The 20,847-nt window shown below is 69.0% G+C and carries 28 protein-coding genes and 2 pseudogenes; 16 read left to right on the forward strand and 14 right to left on the reverse strand.

Annotated elements, in window-relative coordinates:
* Window positions 1–87 precede the first annotated feature (87 nt).
* Window positions 88–273, forward strand: coding sequence for a hypothetical protein (locus GAS53_RS56725; protein ID WP_225859230.1), 186 nt, complete (start codon window positions 88–90; stop codon window positions 271–273).
* Window positions 249–726 (forward strand): annotated as a pseudogene (locus GAS53_RS56730) (IS5 family transposase); the annotation flags it as partial. The gene GAS53_RS56725 and the pseudogene GAS53_RS56730, both read left to right, overlap by 25 nt.
* Window positions 727–750: 24 nt before the next feature.
* On the opposite strand, the gene GAS53_RS32400 reads toward GAS53_RS56730, so the two are convergent.
* Together GAS53_RS32400 and GAS53_RS32405 are read right to left on the reverse strand one after the other, a co-directional pair.
* Window positions 751–972 carry a hypothetical protein gene (locus GAS53_RS32400; protein ID WP_151481279.1) on the reverse strand — a complete coding sequence of 74 codons (222 nt, stop codon included), beginning with the start codon at window positions 970–972 and terminating at the stop codon, window positions 751–753.
* 182 nt (window positions 973–1,154) lie between these two features.
* On the reverse strand, window positions 1,155–2,048 hold the full coding sequence (locus tag GAS53_RS32405; protein WP_192583373.1) for an alpha/beta fold hydrolase: 894 nt from the start codon (window positions 2,046–2,048) through the stop codon (window positions 1,155–1,157).
* 435 nt (window positions 2,049–2,483) lie between these two features.
* Here GAS53_RS32405 and GAS53_RS56740 point away from each other — a divergent pair, with 435 nt between their 5' ends.
* On the forward strand, window positions 2,484–2,789 hold the full coding sequence (locus GAS53_RS56740) for a hypothetical protein (RefSeq protein ID WP_225859222.1): 306 nt from the start codon (window positions 2,484–2,486) through the stop codon (window positions 2,787–2,789).
* A gap of 62 nt (window positions 2,790–2,851) precedes the next feature.
* On the opposite strand, the gene GAS53_RS32415 is transcribed toward GAS53_RS56740, so the two are convergent.
* Entirely contained in the window at window positions 2,852–3,304 is a 453-nt protein-coding gene (locus tag GAS53_RS32415; RefSeq protein ID WP_151481281.1) for a hypothetical protein, read from the reverse strand.
* On the reverse strand, window positions 3,301–3,855 hold the full coding sequence (locus GAS53_RS32420) for an RNA polymerase sigma factor (RefSeq protein ID WP_151481282.1): 555 nt from the start codon (window positions 3,853–3,855) through the stop codon (window positions 3,301–3,303). The genes GAS53_RS32415 and GAS53_RS32420 overlap by 4 nt, the downstream gene beginning before the upstream one ends.
* A 158-nt stretch (window positions 3,856–4,013) precedes the next feature.
* Here GAS53_RS32420 and GAS53_RS55425 point away from each other — a divergent pair, with 158 nt between their 5' ends.
* The 4 genes from GAS53_RS55425 (at window position 4,014) to GAS53_RS32430 (ending at window position 5,645) form a co-directional block, all read left to right on the forward strand.
* Window positions 4,014–4,181, forward strand: a complete 168-nt coding sequence (locus tag GAS53_RS55425) for a hypothetical protein (RefSeq protein ID WP_192583374.1) — start codon at window positions 4,014–4,016, stop codon at window positions 4,179–4,181.
* 660 nt (window positions 4,182–4,841) lie between these two features.
* On the forward strand, window positions 4,842–5,051 hold the full coding sequence (locus GAS53_RS56745; protein WP_225859223.1) for a hypothetical protein: 210 nt from the start codon (window positions 4,842–4,844) through the stop codon (window positions 5,049–5,051).
* A 66-nt stretch (window positions 5,052–5,117) separates the two neighbouring features.
* Window positions 5,118–5,285, forward strand: a complete 168-nt coding sequence (locus GAS53_RS56750) for a hypothetical protein (protein ID WP_225859224.1) — start codon at window positions 5,118–5,120, stop codon at window positions 5,283–5,285.
* A 57-nt stretch (window positions 5,286–5,342) separates the two neighbouring features.
* Complete coding sequence (locus GAS53_RS32430; protein WP_318723280.1) at window positions 5,343–5,645, forward strand: ATP-binding protein; 303 nt, start codon at window positions 5,343–5,345, stop codon at window positions 5,643–5,645.
* A gap of 29 nt (window positions 5,646–5,674) precedes the next feature.
* Here GAS53_RS32430 and GAS53_RS32435 read toward each other — a convergent pair whose 3' ends face one another.
* Complete coding sequence (locus GAS53_RS32435) at window positions 5,675–6,691, reverse strand: ArsR/SmtB family transcription factor (RefSeq protein WP_151481284.1); 1,017 nt, start codon at window positions 6,689–6,691, stop codon at window positions 5,675–5,677.
* A 134-nt stretch (window positions 6,692–6,825) separates the two neighbouring features.
* On the opposite strand from GAS53_RS32435, the gene GAS53_RS32440 reads away from it, so the two are divergent.
* From GAS53_RS32440 to GAS53_RS55430, 3 genes are all read left to right on the forward strand, one after another.
* The gene (locus GAS53_RS32440; RefSeq protein ID WP_151481285.1) at window positions 6,826–7,761 is read left to right on the forward strand and encodes a hypothetical protein; all 936 of its coding nucleotides are present in this window, start codon (window positions 6,826–6,828) and stop codon (window positions 7,759–7,761) included.
* A gap of 98 nt (window positions 7,762–7,859) precedes the next feature.
* A complete protein-coding gene (locus GAS53_RS32445) occupies window positions 7,860–8,324 on the forward strand; it encodes a hypothetical protein (RefSeq protein ID WP_151481286.1) in 465 nt (154 codons plus the stop codon).
* Between the two features lie 470 nt (window positions 8,325–8,794).
* A complete protein-coding gene (locus tag GAS53_RS55430; RefSeq protein ID WP_192583375.1) occupies window positions 8,795–8,947 on the forward strand; it encodes a hypothetical protein in 153 nt (50 codons plus the stop codon).
* Between the two features lie 42 nt (window positions 8,948–8,989).
* Here GAS53_RS55430 and GAS53_RS32450 read toward each other — a convergent pair whose 3' ends face one another.
* Together GAS53_RS32450 and pip are read right to left on the reverse strand one after the other, a co-directional pair.
* On the reverse strand, window positions 8,990–9,139 hold the full coding sequence (locus GAS53_RS32450) for a hypothetical protein (protein WP_225859225.1): 150 nt from the start codon (window positions 9,137–9,139) through the stop codon (window positions 8,990–8,992).
* Between the two features lie 124 nt (window positions 9,140–9,263).
* A complete protein-coding gene (pip, locus tag GAS53_RS32455) occupies window positions 9,264–10,223 on the reverse strand; it encodes a prolyl aminopeptidase (protein ID WP_151481287.1) in 960 nt (319 codons plus the stop codon).
* Window positions 10,224–10,270: 47 nt separating this feature from the next.
* Here pip and GAS53_RS32460 point away from each other — a divergent pair, with 47 nt between their 5' ends.
* Complete coding sequence (locus tag GAS53_RS32460) at window positions 10,271–10,747, forward strand: MarR family winged helix-turn-helix transcriptional regulator (RefSeq protein WP_151481288.1); 477 nt, start codon at window positions 10,271–10,273, stop codon at window positions 10,745–10,747.
* Between the two features lie 156 nt (window positions 10,748–10,903).
* A pseudogene (locus GAS53_RS56755) lies at window positions 10,904–11,026 on the forward strand (alpha/beta fold hydrolase); the annotation flags it as partial.
* A gap of 18 nt (window positions 11,027–11,044) precedes the next feature.
* Here the strand turns inward: GAS53_RS56755 and GAS53_RS32470 are convergent.
* Entirely contained in the window at window positions 11,045–11,641 is a 597-nt protein-coding gene (locus tag GAS53_RS32470) for a TetR/AcrR family transcriptional regulator (RefSeq protein WP_151481289.1), read from the reverse strand.
* 88 nt (window positions 11,642–11,729) lie between these two features.
* Here GAS53_RS32470 and GAS53_RS32475 point away from each other — a divergent pair, with 88 nt between their 5' ends.
* Together GAS53_RS32475 and GAS53_RS32485 are read left to right on the forward strand one after the other, a co-directional pair.
* Window positions 11,730–12,587 carry an alpha/beta fold hydrolase gene (locus GAS53_RS32475; protein WP_151481290.1) on the forward strand — a complete coding sequence of 286 codons (858 nt, stop codon included), beginning with the start codon at window positions 11,730–11,732 and terminating at the stop codon, window positions 12,585–12,587.
* A gap of 427 nt (window positions 12,588–13,014) precedes the next feature.
* Entirely contained in the window at window positions 13,015–13,518 is a 504-nt protein-coding gene (locus GAS53_RS32485; protein ID WP_192583376.1) for a hypothetical protein, read from the forward strand.
* Here GAS53_RS32485 and GAS53_RS32490 read toward each other — a convergent pair.
* Window positions 13,469–13,657, reverse strand: a complete 189-nt coding sequence (locus GAS53_RS32490; RefSeq protein WP_225859229.1) for a hypothetical protein — start codon at window positions 13,655–13,657, stop codon at window positions 13,469–13,471. The genes GAS53_RS32485 and GAS53_RS32490 overlap by 50 nt on opposite strands.
* Window positions 13,658–13,727: 70 nt before the next feature.
* Between GAS53_RS32490 and GAS53_RS57715 the strand changes: the two genes are divergently transcribed.
* The gene (locus GAS53_RS57715) at window positions 13,728–13,862 is read left to right on the forward strand and encodes a hypothetical protein (protein ID WP_263974179.1); all 135 of its coding nucleotides are present in this window, start codon (window positions 13,728–13,730) and stop codon (window positions 13,860–13,862) included.
* A gap of 538 nt (window positions 13,863–14,400) precedes the next feature.
* Here the strand turns inward: GAS53_RS57715 and ligA are convergent.
* Window positions 14,401–16,497, reverse strand: a complete 2,097-nt coding sequence (gene ligA / locus GAS53_RS32495) for an NAD-dependent DNA ligase LigA (RefSeq protein ID WP_192583377.1) — start codon at window positions 16,495–16,497, stop codon at window positions 14,401–14,403.
* A 767-nt stretch (window positions 16,498–17,264) separates the two neighbouring features.
* Here ligA and GAS53_RS32500 point away from each other — a divergent pair.
* Window positions 17,265–18,608, forward strand: a complete 1,344-nt coding sequence (locus GAS53_RS32500) for an amylo-alpha-1,6-glucosidase (protein ID WP_151481294.1) — start codon at window positions 17,265–17,267, stop codon at window positions 18,606–18,608.
* Window positions 18,609–18,873: 265 nt separating this feature from the next.
* Here GAS53_RS32500 and GAS53_RS32505 read toward each other — a convergent pair whose 3' ends face one another.
* From GAS53_RS32505 to GAS53_RS32515, 4 genes are all read right to left on the reverse strand, one after another.
* Window positions 18,874–19,227, reverse strand: a complete 354-nt coding sequence (locus tag GAS53_RS32505; protein ID WP_151481295.1) for a hypothetical protein — start codon at window positions 19,225–19,227, stop codon at window positions 18,874–18,876.
* Window positions 19,228–19,370: 143 nt separating this feature from the next.
* Window positions 19,371–19,538 (reverse strand): hypothetical protein, encoded by a 168-nt coding sequence (locus tag GAS53_RS55435; RefSeq protein ID WP_192583378.1) that lies wholly within the window; start codon window positions 19,536–19,538, stop codon window positions 19,371–19,373.
* A 39-nt stretch (window positions 19,539–19,577) separates the two neighbouring features.
* Window positions 19,578–19,913 (reverse strand): hypothetical protein, encoded by a 336-nt coding sequence (locus GAS53_RS32510; protein ID WP_151481296.1) that lies wholly within the window; start codon window positions 19,911–19,913, stop codon window positions 19,578–19,580.
* Entirely contained in the window at window positions 19,910–20,437 is a 528-nt protein-coding gene (locus GAS53_RS32515) for a hypothetical protein (RefSeq protein WP_151481297.1), read from the reverse strand. The genes GAS53_RS32510 and GAS53_RS32515 overlap by 4 nt, the downstream gene beginning before the upstream one ends.
* Window positions 20,438–20,847: the final 410 nt, after the last annotated feature.

The following is a 20,847-nucleotide window of genomic DNA, read 5'->3' on the forward strand; positions in this document are numbered from 1 at the left end:
TCATGGGTCTCACCTCCTCGGGCGGTGTCACGGTCCATTGCAAGCTACAAGCCCGAGCAACAGCCCGTCCATTCATTTCCCAGCCACGTGATCACGACTCCGAACGGGCCCGTGCGGTTGCAGGGCGAATCCGGCGCGGCGGCCCGGCTCGTCCTGGTCACGGTCGACTCCACGATCGTGCGCGCGCACCAGAATGCCGCCGGGGCCCTCAAAAAGGGGCTCTGGTCGGCGAGCCCGCCCATCACGCGATCGGACGCTCCCGCGGCGGGCTGACCACGAAGATCCACCTTGCCGCAGACAGCCGCTGGCGCCCGTTGTGTTTTGTCCTCACCCCCGGTCAAGCGGGCGACGCCCCCGCTTTCGAGCACGTTATGGCCGCCCTGCGCGCGCCCAGGACAATCGGTCGGCCGCGCACCCGGCCCGAAGGTGTCCTGGCGGACCGGGCCTACTCATCCCGGGCCATCCGCGAGCACCTGCGCCGACGCGGAATCCGGGCGGTAATTCCACCGCCCGCCGACCAAATCGCCAACCGCAGGCGCAAGGGCCGCCAGGGTGGCCGTCCACCCGCCTTCGATCGCGAGGCGTAGAAAGCGGCGCAACACCGTCGAACGCTGCATCAACCGCCTGAAGAACAGGCGCGGCCTGGCCACTCGCTACGAGAAGACCGCCACCGTCTTCCGAGCCGGACTCCACATCGCCGGCATCCTCATGTGGTCCACCCGCTGACCCGAAGGAAGGACCTGACGGGTGTCAATTCCAGGGTTCCTGGTAGGGATTCTCGCCCAGCACCTGCGCGGCGGCCGCGCAGAGGTCTTCGCCGTAGAGCTGGTTGCTGCCGTATTCGGAGCCCCAGAGTTCGGAAGCGGCCTGGGCCACGGCGCGCCAGCTGAAGTCCTCATCGACTCGCCACGTGCGAATCTGCACGGCCATCTCCGTCGTGATCGTCGCCGGATCCACAAGGTTGTGTGTCATTCCACTGACCCTAGAAACATTGCTGGCGAGGTGGCCATCGGAATACGGCCTCGCCTGAACCGCCGGACAGGACCCCAGACCTTCCCTTCGGATCCTGCCGGGCGACGCCGGGCATCCCTCTCCAGCCTCACGGGGGACTGGGGCATCCGCGCGCTGACCCAACAAGATCCGAAAGAGAAGCCCTAGGACCGACCGGTGAACAGCTTCTGCAGGGCCTCGGCGACCACCTCGGGGCGTTCCTGCGGCAGGTAGTGGCCCACGGCAGGCACGAGTCGTACGGTCAGGTCGTCGGCGTAACGCTCCGCTCCGGCCAGCAGCGACGGTGCGATCACGTTGTCGCGTTCTCCACCGAGGAGGACCGTGGGAACGGTCAGCCGATGGCGGCGCCAGGTGCCGCGCACCAGGGCAGGGACGTCCCGTAGCACGTATTGCCAGAACAGGGCCTGCCCGGCGTGCGCACTGGCGCTTGTTGCGGCGGTGAACTCCTCAAGTTCCGCCTCCTGCCAGGCCGACCGGTCAGCGACCTGATGCCGCAGCAGAAAGCGCGTGAAGGCAGACCAGTGACGGAGCACGAAGCGGCCGATCACCGGGTACTCGATGAAGGCGGTGAACCACATCCGCCAGAGATTCGGCAGTATCGCCCTCTGACGGGACCACGGATGGGCCATGTTGAGGGCCAGGAAGCCGCGGAACCTCTCCGGCTCCCGCAGGCACAGACGGAAACCGAGGTGGGCACCCCAGTCGTGTCCGACGAGACCCACGCGGTCCAGGCCGAGCGCATCGAGCAGCGTGAGCATGTCTTCGGCCAGGCTGTCCATGTCGTAGCCGCGACGCGTCTGTTCGGACCAGCCGAACCCGCGCAGGTCCGGACAGATGAGGCGGTGACCGGCCGCGACCAGGGCGGCGACCTTGTGCCAGGCGAACCAGTGCTGCGGGAATCCGTGCAGCATCAGGATCGGTTGGCCGGTGCCGTATTCGGCAACGTGCAGCCGGATTCCACGCACATCCACCCATCGGTGCTCGACCCCTTCGTCCTGTGGAAGTGGCCTGTCAGAAGCGATCGTGCTCGCTGCCATCAAGAGCTCCTCTTGTGTCGGTGCGGACCGCGACTGGTTCGCATCGACAAGCCAGGAGTCGGGCCGAGGTCGAAAGGTTCCCCCGACTTTCACGATGGTGGCTGTGCTCATGTCTCGTGGTGTTGCTCTGGTGGAGCGGAAACGGCAGCGGACCGCGTCCGCCACCTACTGATCAGGTCGTCGCTGACACCGGCGCGAAACTCTCCAAGTCCCTGATCTGCAAAGGCTACGCCCCCTGGCCCGGAGGGCCGTCGACTGGATGCTCGACGCCCGGCAGTGGCCCGGCGCCGCAACCGAATACGCGACCAACTGCTGGCCAAGCCCCAGACCCTGCTGTCCGACCCCCGTCACATCTTCTCTTCCACTCGGACTCCGCAGCCGAGGTCGGCCGCCTGATCACATCACCCGACCAGAGCCCTGGAGCGTTCCCGCCCCATGAACAAGACAACAGCCCGCGTCCGCGAACTCAACCTCTACCGCCATTACTTCGACCTCGTCACCGCAGGCACCAAGACCATCGACAAGCCAAATTGCCTGGTGAGGATCATTGGCATTCATGGTGCTGTCCGGCGGGCGGCGAGTATCAGGATCGGGGGACGTCTGAGGTGCTCGGCCAGTTCGGGACGGGCTGCGAGTGCGGCTGTCCTGGGGGCGGGTTCGTCGATGCCGGTCAGTTCCAGTCCGGCATCGACCAGTGCGTTGATCAAGGTGTCTGAGGAGCAACAGCAGCTCTGGCCGTGAAATCAGGAAGCCTCATCAATGACCGGCCTACCTCTTCGAACCACCGTTACCGACCCACGCTCCTAACGCAGCGCGGCCCGCTGCGCGATCGTGCGAATGAAGGCCCGGCTGCGGCGTTCCCCGAGCAGGCCGCCGTACATCCACTGGACCGGTTGCAAGATGGCGGGACGTGTCGCAGCGAGCACTGCGAAGCGCGTCCCACCGTCCTCCGCCACGGCGGCCATACCGCCCACCACCAGTCGCGACTGCATCAGGCACCATCCGGGCGCCAGGCGGACCTCGAAGGTTTCGCGCACGCCCAGTGTCCCCACCGCCAAAGCCGCCTTGCGGTCGCTGTCGCCCGGCGGGACGCGGAATTCCCGGAGGAAGGGGACCAGGTGTGGCAGCTCACGCTCCAAATCCGCAGCGATCCCCCACACCCGGTCGTACGGCAGGTCGATCCGTTCCTCGGCGTACATTGCGGCCCGTAGCCCCGTGGCCACCACCCGCAGCCGCGCCACCGGATCACTGCTCATCGCGACCACGCCTTCCGGAACGAGGAACGTGCGCGGTGCAGGCGGGACTTGACCGTGCCGGGAGCGACTTGAAGCAGTTCGGCCGCGCTGCGTTCATCAAGTCCCTCCAACTCGCGCAACACCAGTACCGCACGGTGCTGGACCGGCAACCGCGAGAGCACATCCCGCACCTGTGCGGACAGCTCCCCGCCATCGTCGGACAGCAGCCCTGCCAACCGCGCGACGTCATCGGGATCGGCCGCCTGCTCGACCTCGGTGCGCCGCGCCTGACGCACTGCCTCGCGAACGGTGACGGTGCGCACCCATCCATAGAATGCCTGCGGATCACGCAGTCCCCGCAATCCCCTGAAGACCGCCAGCAGCGACTCCTGAACCGCGTCCGCCCAGTCGACCGGAGCGATCGGACGGCACAAGCGCGTCACGTACGGGGTCACCAGGGCGAGCAGATCGTCCATTGCCAGCGCGTCCCCGTCCTGCGCGGCCCGTACCAGCGCTGCTGCGGCATCCCACGGCTCCTCGTCGTTCGTGCCGTCCCCCGTGGAATCACCCATCCTGATGACCCTACCGGCCTGGTCGCGGCTTCATCTGGCGGGTGCGCAACCCGACGCCCAGTGATGGCGCGAGTTCGCCAACCCCACGCCCGACCATTGAACGACGTGGCCAAGGTCGGGCCCGCTGTCGTCAGCCAGCGTCCCGGCACGTCACCGCAGTGTCTGCTGCCGGGTGGAATGCCATCGACCGGGCGCCTGAGGCGACCACGGTCGACGATTGGCTGTCCGGCCTGGCCGCACTCGCCAAGACACTGGGCTTCATCCACTGGACCATCACCTGGTCCATCGGCAGCATGCCGACAGCCGTCCAGGCGATCCTGTCCTAGTTCGAAGAACCCTGCGCCGACGTCCCCGTGGCGATGATGAACATGGAACTCGGTGAACGCCGGGGCGGCGGACTGCCCGGGTTCCACGCGTACGAACGGGACCTCCAAAAGAAGTATGAAGAACAAGGCGACACCTTGGGACAACGATTCCGCCGGGAGCGGCTGCTACTGCCCTCTGGACTCCCCTCATCTGCGACGGCCACTCACGGGGAGAACGCTCCCAGCCGACGGATCGCGGTCCCCTGGACGCTCTGTCACATCCTGAGCATCGATGCCCCCGGCCTTGTCCAGCCGCACGGCCCTGCCGAGCCCTCCGCCTCAGAGAAATCTGCCGAGCAGACGGATCCTCGGCGCTCAAGCGCGCTGACACGCTCATGCGCCGAGGACGGCAGGCAAAGGCCAGGAAGGACCTCACCGACCAACTCCAGCAATACCCGTGGGACTCCCGTGTGCACTGAGGCCCGTGCAACGTGAAGTTCGCAGGTCACGGGTCTGGTATGAGGAGCGGGCAGGGTACTCATGCTGGTCGTTGGCCGGTGTCCACGGTGAAGATCGTCTGACCTGTCGGCCGGAGGCGTTGTCGGGTTCGGCTGCGCCGCCCGCCATGCGGCTCTTACGATCCGTCACCGGGCCGGTACGCCGGGAGAGCGCGGAGAGGGCGTGGGAATGCAGGAACTGGAGCGGATCACGGCTCGCCGGAGTGAACTGGACACGCTCGCTGAGGAGTTGGCCAAGCAGCTACATGAGGTCCGGGCCGAGCGGGAGGAACTCATAGTCGCCGAGCGGGTCCTGAACTGTCTGGCCGAGCAGGACCGGGCCGTGGCCGTCGCCCCGACTCCCGCCCGGGTGGCGGGCCGGGCACCCTGCTGATCCCGCACCGCAGTGAGACTCCCGACGAGGCCGCCCTGCCCGGCAACTACCGCAATACTGGTGATCGTGCGGGCCGCCGACGGCCCGGTGCAGGTCAGGGCGGTCGGCGAACGGCTGGGCCTGGACGCTTCGGTGCGCGGCAAGCTGGAGCCGCTGCGGGCGAAGATGACCAAGCTCGCCGACCGCGGTCGGCTGCACAAGCGACCCAACGGGCGGTTCACCGCGCGTCCGTGACCGCGTAGGGCGGGGGCGTAACTGACGGGCCCCCGGCGGCACGAGATCCGCCGCACCGTGCGCGAGCACCTGGGTGTCCCGTGCCCCGAAGTCCAGCTCTGTGTCAGCGAGTTGCTGACCAACGTGATCGACCACCTCGGCGTGGGCACCCCCTTGCCCCTGCGTCTGTCGCGGACCGAAGACGACCACGTACGCCTGGAGGTCACCGATCCGGACCCGCACGCCTGGCTCGTCCTGCGTCACTCCCCCACGGACGACGAGACCGGCCGCGGTGTGCTCCTGCTGGACGCGGTCGCCCTGCGCTGGGGCGTGGAGCGGCCACCGGACGGCAAGGCCGTGTGGTGTGAGTGCGCCTTGTAGGCGCCTGTTCGTGTCCCCGGTGAAGCGGACTACTGCCGGGCTGTCGTAAGGTCACCGGGAGCTGGGGTGTTGGCGCGGAGCAGTGCGGCTCCGAGCGGGGTGAGGGTGTGCAGTACGGATGCGGCGTGCCGATAGCTGACGATCAGGCCCGCGTCCCGCAGGGCGGTGGCGTGCTGGCTGGCCGATGACGCGGAGACCCCGGTGGCGCGGGCGAGTTCACCTGTGGTGGCGCCGCTGGCGACGACGCGCAGGGCGGCGGCGCGGGTGCGGCCGAGCAGGGCTGCCAGGGGTGCGCCGGAGCTGAGGTCCCCGGGGAGCGCGGTGCGGCGGGGCTCGTGGCTGAGTGCGTAGATCAGGACGGGGTCCAGCGTGTTGTCGCCGAACGTCACGGGGTTTCCCCAGCAGAAGTACGACGGGACCAGGAGCAGCCCGCGGCCGTTCAGGTACAGGTCACGGTCCTCGGGATAGACGGTGCGCAGGACGGGGCTCCGCCACCGCACGTCGGGGCCCAGGTTCTGGAGAATCCCCTCGATCCCGCCCTCGAGCACGTCGCGGGCGCGGGCGGACCGTTCGGCCTCGATGCGGGCCTGGATGCGGTCGCTGTACGGGGCGATGACCGTGTCGTAGTAGGTCCGCATCGCCAGTACCAGTTCCTTGCGCAGGCCCGGCTCGGCCAGGCGCGGCGCCCAAGCAGGGGCGCTGCTGGTGCGGCTGAGGATGCCCACCTCGTCCAGGACCCGGCGCTGCGGGATTGCCAGGACGGCCCCCAGACCGGCGTCGAGTCCTTCGGCGGCCTCGGAAGGGGTGAGGAAGTCAGGGAAGTAGGCGGCACGCGGGACCAGCGGTAGCAACAGAGTGCGCAGAGTGCGGTTGAGGTGTGTGGCCTGCAGCCTGGCACGGGCGCCGCGGTACCAGTCCGCGTAGGCCCAGCGTCCCCGACGGGTCTGGAAGCGGTGCAGGCTCGCGCAGATCTCCCACAGCGGGTCCGATGCGGCCGCGACGCGGGTCCGGGCCAGGTCGGCATCGGTGAAGTGGATCCGGAGCATTCGATTCCCCCATGGTGTCCTGGGCTTTTCAGGCAGAGCAGAAAACCCTGGATGGCCATGCTCGCGTCAGAGATGCTCAAGGAGCAAAGGGGCGCGACGGCCGCGCGCCACAACTCGGGGGAGTGAGCACCACCATGAGGCGAGCGTTCGTTTCCGCATGCACAGCCGCAGTAATCGCCACGTTCACTACGGCCGGCTGCACCACCAGCACGGACGAGCAGTCGGGTTCCGCTCAGCCACAGCGGGCCACCGCGGCCGAGAGCACCTGGGGCCAGGGGCGCGAGCTGACCGCCGCCGAGGAGATCCTCGTACGGCGTGCCGAACAGCTCCTCATCAAGGAATGCATGGCGGACAGGGGCTTCCCGTACCGGATCGGCGCCCTGCCGACTGTCGACGACCTGAAGGGTAACGGCGCCTTCCTGACCGACGTCGGCTGGGCCCAGCGGAACGGCTACGGCAGCCGGCTGCATACGAGGACCCAGCACATCGACGACCCGAACGGCGCATACGCCAAGGCGCTCCCGCGCAAGGAAGGCATCCGCTACACCGACGCGCTCCTGGGTTCGCCGTCGAGCGCCATGCTGACCGCCGAACTTCCCACCGGGGGCACCGTCCGCACTCCCCGCGACAGCTGTCTGGCCGACGCCCGGGGCCGGCTGTACGGGGACTTCGAGACCTGGTTCCGGGCCGAGAAGACGGCCACGAACCTGACGCCCCTGTACGCGGCGGACCTCGCAGAGGACCGGCGGTTCACCGACGCGGTCAAGCAATGGTCCGCATGCATGCGGACGGCGGGCCACGACTACGCCACCCCGACGAAGGCGCGCGAGGGGCTCCCGGAGCTCAAGAAGGGCCTGAGCGAGGAGAAGGCGTACGCCGTGGAGGTCCGCCTGGCGGTGGCCGAGGCCACCTGCGCCGGCCGGACACCCCTGACCCGGACGACCCGCGCACTCGAAGCCGAGTACCGCGAGAAGCTGCCCTCCCGGTACGACGACGCGCTTGCCGCCCATCAGCGCATGAGCCTCGACGCGCTGGCCCGGGCCGAGAAGATCACCGGCTCGGCGGCCTGATCCCGCGCCGTCCCTGCAGTACCTGGCATCCACACTTCCGCGGCAGCACGGCCGCGGAGCGTCATCACACCGCACCCACACACAAGGAGTCATCCATCATGCGCAAGATCCTGGCCACCGCCGCGACACTCGGCCTGGCAAGCTTCGGCGCGATCGTCCCGGCGGCGAACGCGCAGGCCTCCACCGCCTGCAACAACGCGTACGCCGCCATCCCCGCCGGCACCTTCGTCGCGTACAGCGGGGCAAACTGCGGCGCCACTCGGCTCGGCAGCACAACGAGCTGGGACTCGGACTGGGGCAACAGCTCCGGCCCCTTCCAGGGCCGCTGGCAGGACACCAACAACGCGGAATCCCTCGTCTACAAGTCCTCGGACGCGAGGCGGGTTCAGCTCTTCAACGGCACGGGAGATGACTGGGCGGGCGGCCACACCTGCATCAGGCCGGACGAGTACTACATGGACACCCTTGAGGAGCAGTACTTCACCAGCGGTGTCGAGGTGGAGAACGAGATCAGCTCCCACCGGTTCATCTGGTCGGGATGCGGCGCGTTCCTGGACTCCTGACCTGACCACTCACCCGCACGGCTGACCGGTGCACCCACCCCGTGGCCCGCCGCCTCCCGGCGGGCCACGGGCGCCCCGAGAACCCAGTGAGCGGTGTGCATCGTGAAGTTGCAGGTCTTGTGTCCTGAACATGAAAGGGGGTTGGTTGTAGGACAGCTTCTGGAAGTGATGCTGTGCAGAAGATGATGGATTATGGCTCCTCGACGTCGCCCTGCGGGGGGGGAGGCGCCAACTGGGCCGCGCTTCACCAGATGCTGAACGTAGTCGGCCGCCGAAGGGCCTCCGCCATCGCACTGACCATCTCGGAACGGATGACGAACATAGCCTCGGAGAGCAGCCGTGAGGCGAGGTAGACCGCTCTCTCCCTCAACACTCCCCCGGCTTCGCCAGCTGGTGTCGTCACTCTGCAGCGCGTTGCCGCCGCGTCGGACCCTTGCGATACCGTCCCTGGAGTTACGGAGGCGGGCCGGGTGCGGGCTCCCGGCGCCGAAGCCGCCGTACTCCAGCTCCGCGCTCCCATCGACAACGGCAACTTCGACGCCTACTGGGCATTGCACCCCGCCCGCGAGCACCAACGCCGCTACCCCACCCCTGACCAGCACAACTACGAACTCGCGGCCTGATCACAAACGTCCGTGCAGAATAGCCATGCTCATACAAGATTTTCAGATGGCGTTGACGATCTCTCGCATCGCGTACTGGCCCGCATGCCCGCTGAGCGAGGGGTGCTTCGCCTTCCAGGCGGTGATCACGGGCCGGATCAACTTCCATGCCTCATCCGGCAGATCGCTCGGGTACGGCTGGCGCCCGCCCATGCTTCTCAGCGGACCGCACACTTGGCCGGCCGGGAAGCACCGGAACCGGACAGCCCGCCTCAAGTGCGACGAGCACCGCCGAAGTCTCGCAGAACGCCCACTGGGCCACGGTCGGCGCCCGTTCCTAGAGCGTCCGGAACCGGTCCGTGGCCGCCAATACGGCCTCCGTCGTGGCGTCCCCCGACAGCCCGTGCCCCTCCTCGCCGATCAGCACGAGCTCCGCGTCGGGCCACACCTGAGCCAGCTGCCACGCGCCGTCCGGGGGCCCGCTGATATCCATCCGCCCGTGGACCATGACGCCGGGGATGCCGGCGAGCTTCCCTGCGTCGCGCAGCAGCGCCCCGTCCTCCAGGAAGCCGGCGTGCCGCCAGTAGTGCGTTACGAGGCGGGCGAAGCGCAGCCGGAAGTGCGGGTCCACGTAACGGGGATCGGGCTTGTGCCCCTGGTGGGTGGACACGTGTACGTCCTCCCACCGGCACCACTCCCGTGCCGCCCGCTCCCGTACGGCCGGATCGGGGTCGGCGAGCATCCGGGCGTACGCCTCCACCAGGCTGCCGTCCCGCTCCCGCTCCGGTACGGCGTCGCGGAACCGGGCCCATTCCTCGGGGAAGACCCGTCCCATGTCCCGGGTGACCCACTCCACCTCGCGGCGGGTGGTGTTGGTGACGCTGAAGAGCACCAGCTCGGACATGCGTCCAGGGTGCTGCTCGGCGTACGCCAGCGCGAGGGTCACACCCCAGGAGCCGCCGAGGACCATCCACTTCTCGATGCCGAGGTGCTGCCGCAGCAGCTCGATGTCGGCGACCAGATGCGGGGTGGTGTTGGCGGCGAGCGAGGTCTGCGGATCGGCGGCGTCGGGCGTGCTCCGCCCGCACCCCCGCTGGTCGAGGAGCACTATGCGGTACGCAGCGGGGTCGAACAGCCGTCGCCAGAACGGCCCCGCGCCGGACCCCGGCCCGCCGTGCAGGACAAGGGCGGGCTTGCCCGCGGGATTCCCGCAGGTCTCCCAGTACACGCGGTTGCCCTCGCCGACGTCGAGCATGCCGTGCTCGTACGGCTCGATGGGGGGATAAAGCTCGGCCACGGGAGACACACCCTCCTGGAATCTAACAGCACTGTTAGATTAGCACCGTGAGGAATCATCCAGACCCTGTCGCCGTAGGCACCCTGCTCCGCCATGTCCTCGAACTGCTCGACGGCGGCGTGGCCACGGTCTACCAGGAGCAGGGCATCGCCGAGTACCGGCCCCGCTTCTCCCCAGTCGTACGGGCGCTCCTGGCCGAAGGCCCGCTCCCGGTCCGCGACCTGGCCGCGGCGGTGGGTGTCTCGCACTCAGCCGCAAGCCAGACGGCAGCCGAGATGGCCCGCGTGGGCCTGGTCACCCACACCCCCGACCCGCGAGACGCCCGCCGCCGGCTGATCGAGCTCACGTCGAAGGCCCATGCCCTGCTGCCGCAGATCGAGGCGGAGTGGGACGCGACGGTGGCGGCGGTGGCGGAGCTGGACGGGGAGCTCTCGATGCCGCTGGCGGAGCTGCTGATCGAGGTGGCGGAGGCCGTACGTCGCCGCCCGTTCCAGGAGCGGATCGCGGCGGCGTATCGACTCTAGGGACCTGCAGTGCTCTAGGGACCTGCAGTGCGGTCCCTCTTCCGAGCTACCGCACTGCAGCAGCCCTGGAACCGGACGCGTTTGACCGCATCGTCCGACTGGCTCCAGCTCACGATCACCGATGGCTCGAATGCCACTGCTGCCTTCGCCATCCTTGCCGACCTGTCCCACCGTGGTGTCGCACGACTGCTGGGTGAGTTCATCGAACGGCTGGGCCTGGACGACGTGACCCTCACCCTCAATGACTGGGGCGGTGACCAGTTCCTGGGCCAAGGCGGGTTGCCTCACCCATGGAAGTCAGCCCTCTCCGGCCTGCTCGATGGCTGTGCGGAGCAACTCGGCCATCGAGCGGCCGGCCACCCGCAGCGGCTCCGGATCGCGGGCGGCCCGGGAGAGTACGAACGCCCCCTCCAGCATCATGATCATCGAGTAGGCGAGTGACCGCGCCGCGTGCTGGTCGGACACCCAGCGGCCGAACCACTGTTCGCCGGCGCTGACCCACTCGGCGAAGACCTCCGCCGTCGCGACCCGCAGGATGTCATTGGTGCTGGCGACCTCCAGCGCCACCGTCGCGATCGGGCACGCGTCGGCATAGTCCGTCGCGGCCAGGTCGTCCGCGGCCGCCTCGAAGGCGTGCGCGACGGATTCGACCGGGTCCGGGACGCTGTCCAGCAAGGCCAGCACCATCAGGCCGTACGCGGCGCCGGACGTGCGGATCGTTTCCTCGGCCAGCTGCTGCTTGCCGCCGGGGAAGAAGTGGTAGATCGAGCCGAAAGGCGCTTCCGCTTCCGTCGCGATCCGCTTCAGGCCGGTGCCCGTGTAGCCGTTGCGGCGGAACAACACTGTGGCCGCACCCTGGATCCTGGTCCGCGTGTCCGGCTGCCCCTGCCCCATTGCCTTCGCCCCTTCTCCACCGACGTCTTGGCATGGCCCGTCGGCCTTCACTAGATTACATTAGAACGCTCTATCAAATGGGGGTGCGATGCCGGAGATCGAGTTGTCGTCCGGGCTGATCGACTATCAGGACACCGGCGGTGGAGGCCCGGTGCTGGTGTTCGGCCATGGCCTGCCGATGAATGAGACGCAGTGGCGCAAGGTGGTACCGCTGCTGGACGGGTATCGCTGCATCCTGCCCACACTGCCCCTCGGCGGTCATCGCCGACCGATGAACCCGGACGCCGACCTGTCCCACCATGGTGTCGCACGACTGCTGGGTGAGTTCATCGAACGGCTGGGCCTGGACGACGTGACCCTCGTCCTCAATGACTGGGGCGGTGGCCAGTTCCTGGTGTCGGAGAAGCAGGGCCGAAGGGTCGCCCGGCTGGTGCTGGTGGCCTGCGAGGCGTTCGACAACTTTCCCCCAGGACCGGCCAAGGCGCTGGCCACCGTGTGCAGGGTTCCCGGCGGCGTCTGGCTTCTGACGCGGCTGATGCGCATCCCCGCGTTCCGGAACAACCGCAACGGATACGGCGGGATGAGCCTGCGCGGGATTCCGGACGAGATCTTGGACGACTGGTTCGCTCCCGCGACCGGTAGCAGGGCCATTCGCCGGGACTTCGCCAAGTTCGCTACCTCGGCGCCCAAGCGTGAGATCTTGCTGGCCTGGAGCGAGCGGCTACGTGACTTCGACCGCCCTGTACTGGTCGTCTGGGCGACCGAGGACCGATTGATGCCGCGCGAGCACGGCCCCCGACTGGCGGAGCTGTACCCGAAGGGCCGGCTGATCGAGATTTCCGACTCGTCCACCCTCATCCCCGAGGACCAGCCTGAACAACTCGCCGAAGCGCTCACCGACTTCCTGATCCGGACCGGAGCAGAGCCGGTCCCACACACCGGCTGAGCGCACGGGCGGTGGGCGGCCCCCGTACCGCCCCATCGGCCAACGGGAGCGCTGACACCGGCCAACCGTGGGCTTCTCACCGTACTTGCGTGACCGTTACGGCCGAGGATGGGGCCTCCTGGTAGTTCGTGGGTGTTCAAGCCGACCGATCCGCCCAGGATCCCTGCGGAGTGACTTCCACGGAGATCTCTCGGCGTTCACCGACCGTTCAGGGCGCCGGGTAGTTGAGCCGGGCGCGCTGGAACTACGGTTGGCGGCGTCCAGCGCGGACGTACGGCACACGGCGCGGCTGATCCTCACGGGACCGGACGCGCACTGGCCCGGACCGGAGGTGCGAGGCGGAGGTGTCGGGGTGGGGTGACCCCTCCGCGCGGGGAGCACGGGGGATGCGATGGGCAGGTTGGTGCATCACGAGTTGCGGGCTTCCTTGACCGCGTTGCTCGCATTCGTCGTCAGCGCGGTGGTCGTGGCTCTCGTACGGGAGTTCCCGCCGGTGCGGACCGACGGCCGGTTTGCGCTGCACATCGCAGGCTGGCTCGCGCTCTGGGTGCTGTTCACGCTCCTCAAAGCCACCCGGATCAAATGGCTCGGCGAGGTGCGGGACTTCGATGCCGCGACTCCCGTGGCCCCCGAGACGGTCCTGCCCACCGAGGAGTTCTGGCCCAGCCGGCCCATCATCTGGGGTTTCCTTCCGGTGCTCCTGGTGCCGACGCTGGTCATGGCCCTCGCCTGGGAGCCGTGGATCGTCCTGATTCTCTTGTGGTTGGCCCTGGACTGGACGGCGAAGGCCGCACGGATCGTCCACTGGGAACGCAAGAACCGCTACGTGCTGTGGCGGGGCGGCGTCAGGAGCAGGCCGTGGGAACTGTCGTACTCCCCCGTCAGGCCTCCGGCACCGGCTCGAACCGCCACCGACGCACCGCCCCGGTGACCAACTCCCGGCTCAGCTCGGGGAGTTCGGGCAGGTCGGCATCGTACGCGGCGTCCCACCACGTAATGACCAGCACCCGTTCCTGCGCCGCCGTGCAAAAGCTTGCGTCGCTCATCCCGTCCCCGGACGGCGGGAGCATCCCGATCACCGGGGACGCGCACGAGAGGGCTCCTCGGGCGGTCGTCTCCGTGAAAATCGGGGGAACCTTCATGCAGCAACGAGGCATGCGCCGGGGCGCGCGGCCCGCCGTGCTCGGCCTGATCGTCGGCGGGCTCACCACCCTCACCCCGGCAGCCGCCCATGCCCTCCCCGCCCCCAACGACTGGCCGACCAGCGGCGGGTGAGGTGGTCCAACGGCCTGCGCGGAGCTCAGCGCACATCTCTTCCAACTCTTCACGCTGCTTCGCGAGTCGTTCGGCGCGGTTGCGGGCCTGGATGAGTCTGAGACCAGAGTCTGCCGCCCGCCCCCGACGACGCGGTGCGCTGCCCGTACGCCGCGGAATAGGCGGGCGCGAAGCTGCGCTGAGGCCCGGCCGCCGACGACACCGAACTCGCGGTCCTGCGGGACCCATGCTCGGTTGTCCGCTCGAGTCCGTGACGTACGAACCTGCCGCGTAGCGCGCGACGCGGGCAGCAGGAAGGCCCCGACCGGTCGGGGGAGGCCAGCCGGGGCCGTGTAGGGGTGGCGTGCGGAGGGCGGTCGCCTCTCGGCGAAAGGCACCATGGGGCTTCAGCCGGACGATCGTCCCCATGGGCTATAGGTGAGGCCCGGGGACACTGTCCCCTCCGCAGCCACGTATGGATGAACGGTCAACCATTGCGGGATGTTCCCGGCCTGGCCTGGCTGCCGCTGTGAGCTGCGACATGCGTCTGCGGACGGGTTCAGTCGAGGAAGTCGGCGATGAGGACGGCGAATTCGTCGGGGGTAGCCAGACGGATGCCGAGGGTTTCGGCCCTGGCCCGCTTGGATCCGGCGTTCTCGCCGGCGACGACCAGGGTGGTCTTCTTGGAGACGCTGGAGGAGGCTCGGCCGCTGGCGCGTTCGATGAGCTCGTTCATCTGGTTGCGACTGAGCTTCTCCAGCGGCCCGGTCATCGCACCGGTGACGACCACCGTCATCCCAGCCAACGGCCCGGCTGGCTCGTTCTCCTCGCTCGCTCCGCTTTCCTCATCGCCGCTGTCGGCGGCGGTCGCGCGGGGCGGGGTGGTTCCGGGTTCGGTCATGTTCACCCCGGCGGCGGCGAGCTTGTCGATGAGGGGGGCGAGGTCGGCGAGTTCGGCGACGATGGCGGGGGCTTTCTCGGTGCCGATGCCCTCGACCTGCTGCAGCGTTTCCGTGTCGGCCGCCCGGATGTGGTCCATGGTGGCGAAGTAGCGGGCGATGCGGCGGGACATGGACCGGCCGGTGCCCCGCACACCGAGCGCGCACAGCACCCGCGACAGCGGCTGGTCCTTGGCCGCGGCGATGGCGGCCAGGAGGTTGTCGGTGCTGGTCTCTCCCATCCGCTCCAGGCCCAGCAGCTGGTCGCGGGTGAGGGTGAACAGGTCGGCGAGATCGGCGACCAGGCCGGCCTCGACGAGCTGGACGACGCGGGTCGTGCCCAGGCCCTCGATGTCGAGCTGGTCGCGGCCGGCGGCGTAGGACAGGGCGGCCACCAGATGGCAGTTGCGGCCGTTTTCGCAGCGCCAGCGCTGCTCGCTGGTGTCAATCGCCGACCCGCAGCGCGGGCACACCTCGGGGAAGACGATGGGCTGTTCGTCGCCGGTGCGCAAGGAGGCGACGGGGGCTTCGATGCGGGGGATGACGTCGCCGGCCCGGTGGACCATGACGTGGTCGCCCAGGCGCAGGTCGCGGCGGGTGATGTCGGCCGGATTGTGGAGCGTGGCATACGTGATGGTGGCGCCGTCGATGGTGACCGGCTCCAGCACGGCGCGCGGGGCGATGATGCCGGTGCGGCCGACATTCCACTCCACCTCCAGCAGCCGGGTGATCTTCTCCACGGCGGGCAGCTTGTAGGCGACCGCCCAGCGCGGGGCCCGCGACCCCGAACCGGCCACCTGCTGGTCGGCGGCCAGGTCGGCCTTGATGACGACCCCGTCGATCCCGAACGGCAACTCAGCGCGCAGCGCCGCGATCTCGCTCACCCGGGCCAGCACCTGCTCGACCGTGTCGGCCGTGATGCCGGGCACTGCGGCGGAGGCGGTGGTGTTCACCCCGTACGCGGCGGCCTGCGCCATCAAGTCACTGTGCGCGCGCTCGAGGAGCTGCTCCGCGAGCGCGGTCTCGGTACCGGGCACTGGGAGGAGCCCGTAGCCGAAGAACGTCATCGGCACGGTGTAGGCGCGCTCCTTGGCGCGCAGGGTGCCCGCCGCGGCGCCGCGCGGGTTCGCGAACGGCTGCCCGCCGTGCGCGGTGCGTACCTCGTTGCCATGCTCGAACTGGGCGGTGGTCATCAGGACTTCGCCCCGGACTTCCACGGTGACCGGTTCGGCGAGTTCGTCCGGCAGACCCTCGATGGTGCCGATGGCGTGCGAGACATCCTCCCCGGCCGTCCCGTCGCCCCGCGTGACCAATCTGGTGAGGCGGCCGCGGGTGTAGCGGGCGGCGATCGCGAGCCCGTCCAGCTTCGGCTCGACGCTGAACTGCTCCACGTCGTGGCCGATCCGGCGGGCCAGGGAGGCGGTCCAGGCGGTGAACTCCTCCGGCGAGAACACGTTGTCCAGGCTCAGCATCGCCACCGTGTGCGGCACATCGCCCTGAACCGCGCCGCCGGCTACCTTCCCGGTCGGCGAATCGGGCAGCACCTGCTCGGGATGCTCCGCCTCGTATGCGGCGATGCCGCGCACCAGCCGGTCGTAGGTGTCGTCGTCCAGCGGTGAGGCGCCGCCCTCGTAGTAGGCGGCCGACGCCTTCACCGCGTCCTCGACCGCCTGCGCGTAGGCGGCGGCATCCACGATCACTGCAGCTGGTGTCGTCATGCCCGCCATCCTGCCCGCCACCACTGACAACGGCCCGGTGCCGACGTACCCGGCCGTCCATCCAGCCGGGTACAGGTGAGATCTGGGGTCACCCGCGGCACCGCCGGGTCCTGCCTCGAACGCCGTGCTGATGGCCGACTCCAGCACACCGGATTGCCGCTGAGACTGAAACGTCCGGGCGACTGGATCATGGGGGTTCACACTCGCCGAGGACTGTGACGCTGCGGGGGCCTGGGGTCGGGCCGGGCAGGTAGAGCTGTGCCTCCCCCTTTGCCACGACGCCTGGGGCGAGACGGTCGCCGTCGGTCAAGGTCTGTTCCAGCTCGGTGAGGTGGCCATTCAGGGCCTGGAGGTTGACTGGCGTGAGAGCTGTGTTGCGGCAGGCCAGTAGCTGGCAGTGGGCCTTGACCGGCTGGTCGGCAGAGCTGGCCGGGCTCCGGCACAGGGCGCGGTCGGGGTTGTAGACGCAGGTGAGGAAAGCCCCGGGAACACGTGCGGGTCGTGGTGGGCGAGGATGCGGCGCAGGTGGGCTTCGTCGGTACGACCTGACCGTCGAGGGCCGCGCGGCGGGCGAACTCGGCAGGCCGAGCTTCGGCCTCCGCGCCGGCCGGTCCCCTCTCGGTACTCCTGATCGGGCATCGGAACCTGACGCGGTCGTCAGCGCCGCCGCCCCCCGGCCCACCTGGCAGCGTCCGGATGTCACCGCCGACGACCGTCGCCTGCCCGCCCTGGTCGCGCAGAGCCTGGACGACCTCCACTCGCTGCGCATGGCCACAGCCGCATCGCCCGGTGACACCTTCCTCGCCGCGGGCGTCCCCTGGTTCTTCACGCTCTTCGGCCGGGACAGCCTGTGGGCCGCACGGATGCTCCTGCCGCTGGGCACTGATCTCGCACTGGGCACCCTGCGCGCCCTGGCCGCCCAGCAGGGCACCCGCACCGATCCGGCGACGGAGGAAGAGCCGGGCAAGATCCTCCACGAGGTGCGGCGCGGCGTCTTCGACGACGGCCAGGGACTTCGTCTGCCGCCGGTCTACTACGGCACGGTCGACGCGACCCCCCTGTGGATCTGCCTGCTCCACGACGCCTGGCGCTGGGGCCTGCCCGCCGCCGACATCGAGCCGCTGCTGCCCGCACTCAAGGCGAGCTCGGCTGGATCGACACCGCCGCCCAGGCCGGAGGCGGGTTCCTGTCGTACGTCGACCACCGCGGCACCGGCCTGGCCAACCAGGGCTGGAAGGACTCCGCAGACGCCGTGCGCTTCGCCGACGGCCGCCTCGCCGAAGCGCCCCTGGCCCTCGCCGAAGTACAGGGCTACTCTACGAGGCGGCCCTCGCCGGAGCGGCACTCCTCGACGCCTTCGCCCTGCTGGACGGCGAACGCTGGCGAACGTTCGCATCCGACTCGCCGACCGGTTCCGCGCCCGCTTCTGGGTCTGCGATACCTCCGACCAGCGAGGGCCCTACCCGGCCATAGCACTCGACAAGTCCGGCCGCCCTGTCGACGCCGTCGCGAGCAACATGGGCCACCTTCTGGCCACCGGCATCCTCAACGCCGACGAGATTGCCGCCGTCGCCGCACGGCTCGCCGCCCCGGACATGTCCGACGCCTACGGGCTGCGCACGATGTCGTCCCGGTCCGACGGCTACGGCCCGCTGCGCTACCACTGCGGCACCGTCTGGCCGCACGACACCGCCATCGCCGTCACCGGCCTCGCCCGCAGCGGCCACCCCGACGCCGCCGTCCGGCTCATCGAGGGCATCCTCGCCGCGGCGCCGGCCTTCGACTACCGGCTGCCGGAACTGTGGGGCGGCGACGCCTGCGCGGGCACCCCCGCACCGGTCCCCTACCCGGCCGCCTGCCGCCCAGAGGCCTGGTCAGCCGCATCAGCCATCGCCCTCATGACCGCCCTGACCGGCCTGGATCCCGACATCCCCGCGGGCCGCATCCGCCTCCGCCCGACAGGCCCACTCCCCGTCGGCGCACTCACCGTCGCCGGGCTCACCGTCGCGGGAGAACGGCTCGACGTCACCATCAGCTCGGACGGCCGGGTCGAGTCGGTATCAGCGCCTGCGGGACTGATCGTCGAAGGACGCGCGGCGTTGCGGGCCTGAGGATCACCCCGGACGACCGGTGCGACGGCCGGTCCAACGAAGCCGAAGGCGACTCGGCGGCGGCACTGCCGGGGACCGAACGGCCGAATGGCGCAGCGCAGCGATAGTTGGCCCCTTGAGTCCTGCGCCATTTGGGCTGTGGCTGCGCGGCTGGTCTGGCCGCCGAGTGCTTGAGCTGGTCGCTTGAGCGCTGCGGTTGACCCGGCTGAACACAGGGCCGTGGTTTCTGCAGGGCGACCGACCCGAGCGGAGTTCGGTCCGTCGCTCAGTAGCCGGGCGGGATCCGGTCCTGCGGCCCGTCAGCCGCCTCTGCCGCGCCGTCGTCCATCTGGGCCCGCTCGGCCACGGCCGGGTCGGTCGAGTCCGAGACCAACTCCGCGATGCGCAGGGTGCACTCCCACTCCGTCAGCTTGCCTTTGATCACCACCAGGTATGACTCCCGGTCGGCGAAGCGGTACACACGGCGCCGCTTCTCGACGATATTTTTGCTCGGTACATACGTGTGGATGGCAGCACGGAGTGCCTTCAGTGCCTGGTCCTTCGTTTCCTGCCCATGGCAGATGAACTCGGTCCTGTAGACGTCGCTGTAGTACTCCGCGATCACGACCCAGTTGCCCATGCCCCCTACTCCCCCTCCGCGCCGTTGCCAGTCAGCCACAGCTCAGCCTCCGGAGCAAGAGTGACGCAGACCGAGGGGTGGCCTCCAATTCCAACAGACGCCAGGGACACCTCAGTTACGCCCCCTGTCGCTGGGCGACCTGGTCACGGGCGGGCGGTGAACTTCCCGTCGGGCCGCTTGTGCAGCCAGCTGCGGTCGGCCAGCTTCGTCAGCTTCCCGCGCAGCGGCTCCAGCTTGCCCCGTATCCCGGTGTCCAAGCCCAGTACCTCGCCGATCTGCCGTGTTGCGAGCGAGCCGGCGGCCTGCCGCACGGCGGTCAGGCTGCGCTGGTACTCCGCCGCAGCGCGGACTCAGCCATCTCCGGCCCACGATCCGGGACCAGCCGCACCCGACACCTCCAGCTCCCCGATGAGAGGGTGGTCCAGGTGCTGCACCTTGTGCTGGAGAGCTGTGGAGCGGACAGGGATCCGCTCCGATCGGTACCCGAGGTTGCAGGCGACAACCCAACCCTGGCCGTCGGGGCCAACGAGCTGCGCAGTGTGCTCGATGATCAGCTTGGCGTCAGGGACGTGTTCGCTCATGGGACCGCCCGTGTGGTTGGTGTGGATGTCGACCGGTCCCGTGACAGCCTGCGCCCCCGTCAGCAGCTGATCGCATGGGGCCTTCAGCCCCGCTTTGTCGTTCATCGCGCCGACATGCTCCCCGGCCGCAGTGCGAACCCGGTGATGACGCCTTCCATGTAGCCGGTTCCGGCCCCGATGCCCAGGATGGCCCATACGGACAGGTCCGGATGGGCCGCCAGCACCAAGAGAATCGTGCTCAGACCGACCGCGGTCCCGACGAACGATGCGATCAAGGAGACGTTCACCGACGGCGTCAGCCGATCCACCGTCGCACCGATGAGACGCAACATCACATAGCCAGCCAGGACTATGGCGAACTCTTGGCCGGTATTCGCTCGGGGCCCTGCGATGACGGCGGCGACAATCCCGCCGCCGCTGATGATGACCGTCGTGACGGTGGCGAGCCGAGCAGCCGAAACAAGAGGCAGGCTATTGACAGCCTGTCCAACGGCAAAGGCGCCGAGGGCGGCAACACTCACAGCGATCAACATGCCCAGCCACCATGAATGAACAAACGGATCAGTCAGCGTCACCGCCGACAACCCGAGCATCACACCGACGATCTCGATACGCGGACGCTTCGTCATCGTCGGTCAGTCCTTAGCTGTTGAGCGGCTGTCCACGAGATCAGCCCGTCGAGCGAGGAACGTAACTCGGGGTCGCCGGGACCCGTCCCGCGTCCGGGGCCGCCCGGGTGGCTGCCGCGCAGGCGAACCCGTCGGCCGCCCCAACTCCGTTTCAAGCCCTCCCTTCAGACGAGCCGTACCGAACCGAGTTCTCGCCGTCGGACGCGCACCGGTCGAACACGGCTTCGCTCACCTCAAGAACTGACGGATCCTCACCAAGCTCCGCACCGACCCTGCCTGCGCCCCCTGCCTCCTGCCTCCTGCCTCCTGCGCGCCTTGCTCGTTCTGACCAACCTCGAAGTCGACAGATGACAGACGATCTACTCCGTAGACTGCCGCCCACCACCAGCCTGAGCATTCCGAGAACCGGT

The organism is Streptomyces albicerus, from assembly GCF_008905045.1.
Taxonomy (GTDB): domain Bacteria; phylum Actinomycetota; class Actinomycetes; order Streptomycetales; family Streptomycetaceae; genus Streptomyces; species Streptomyces albicerus.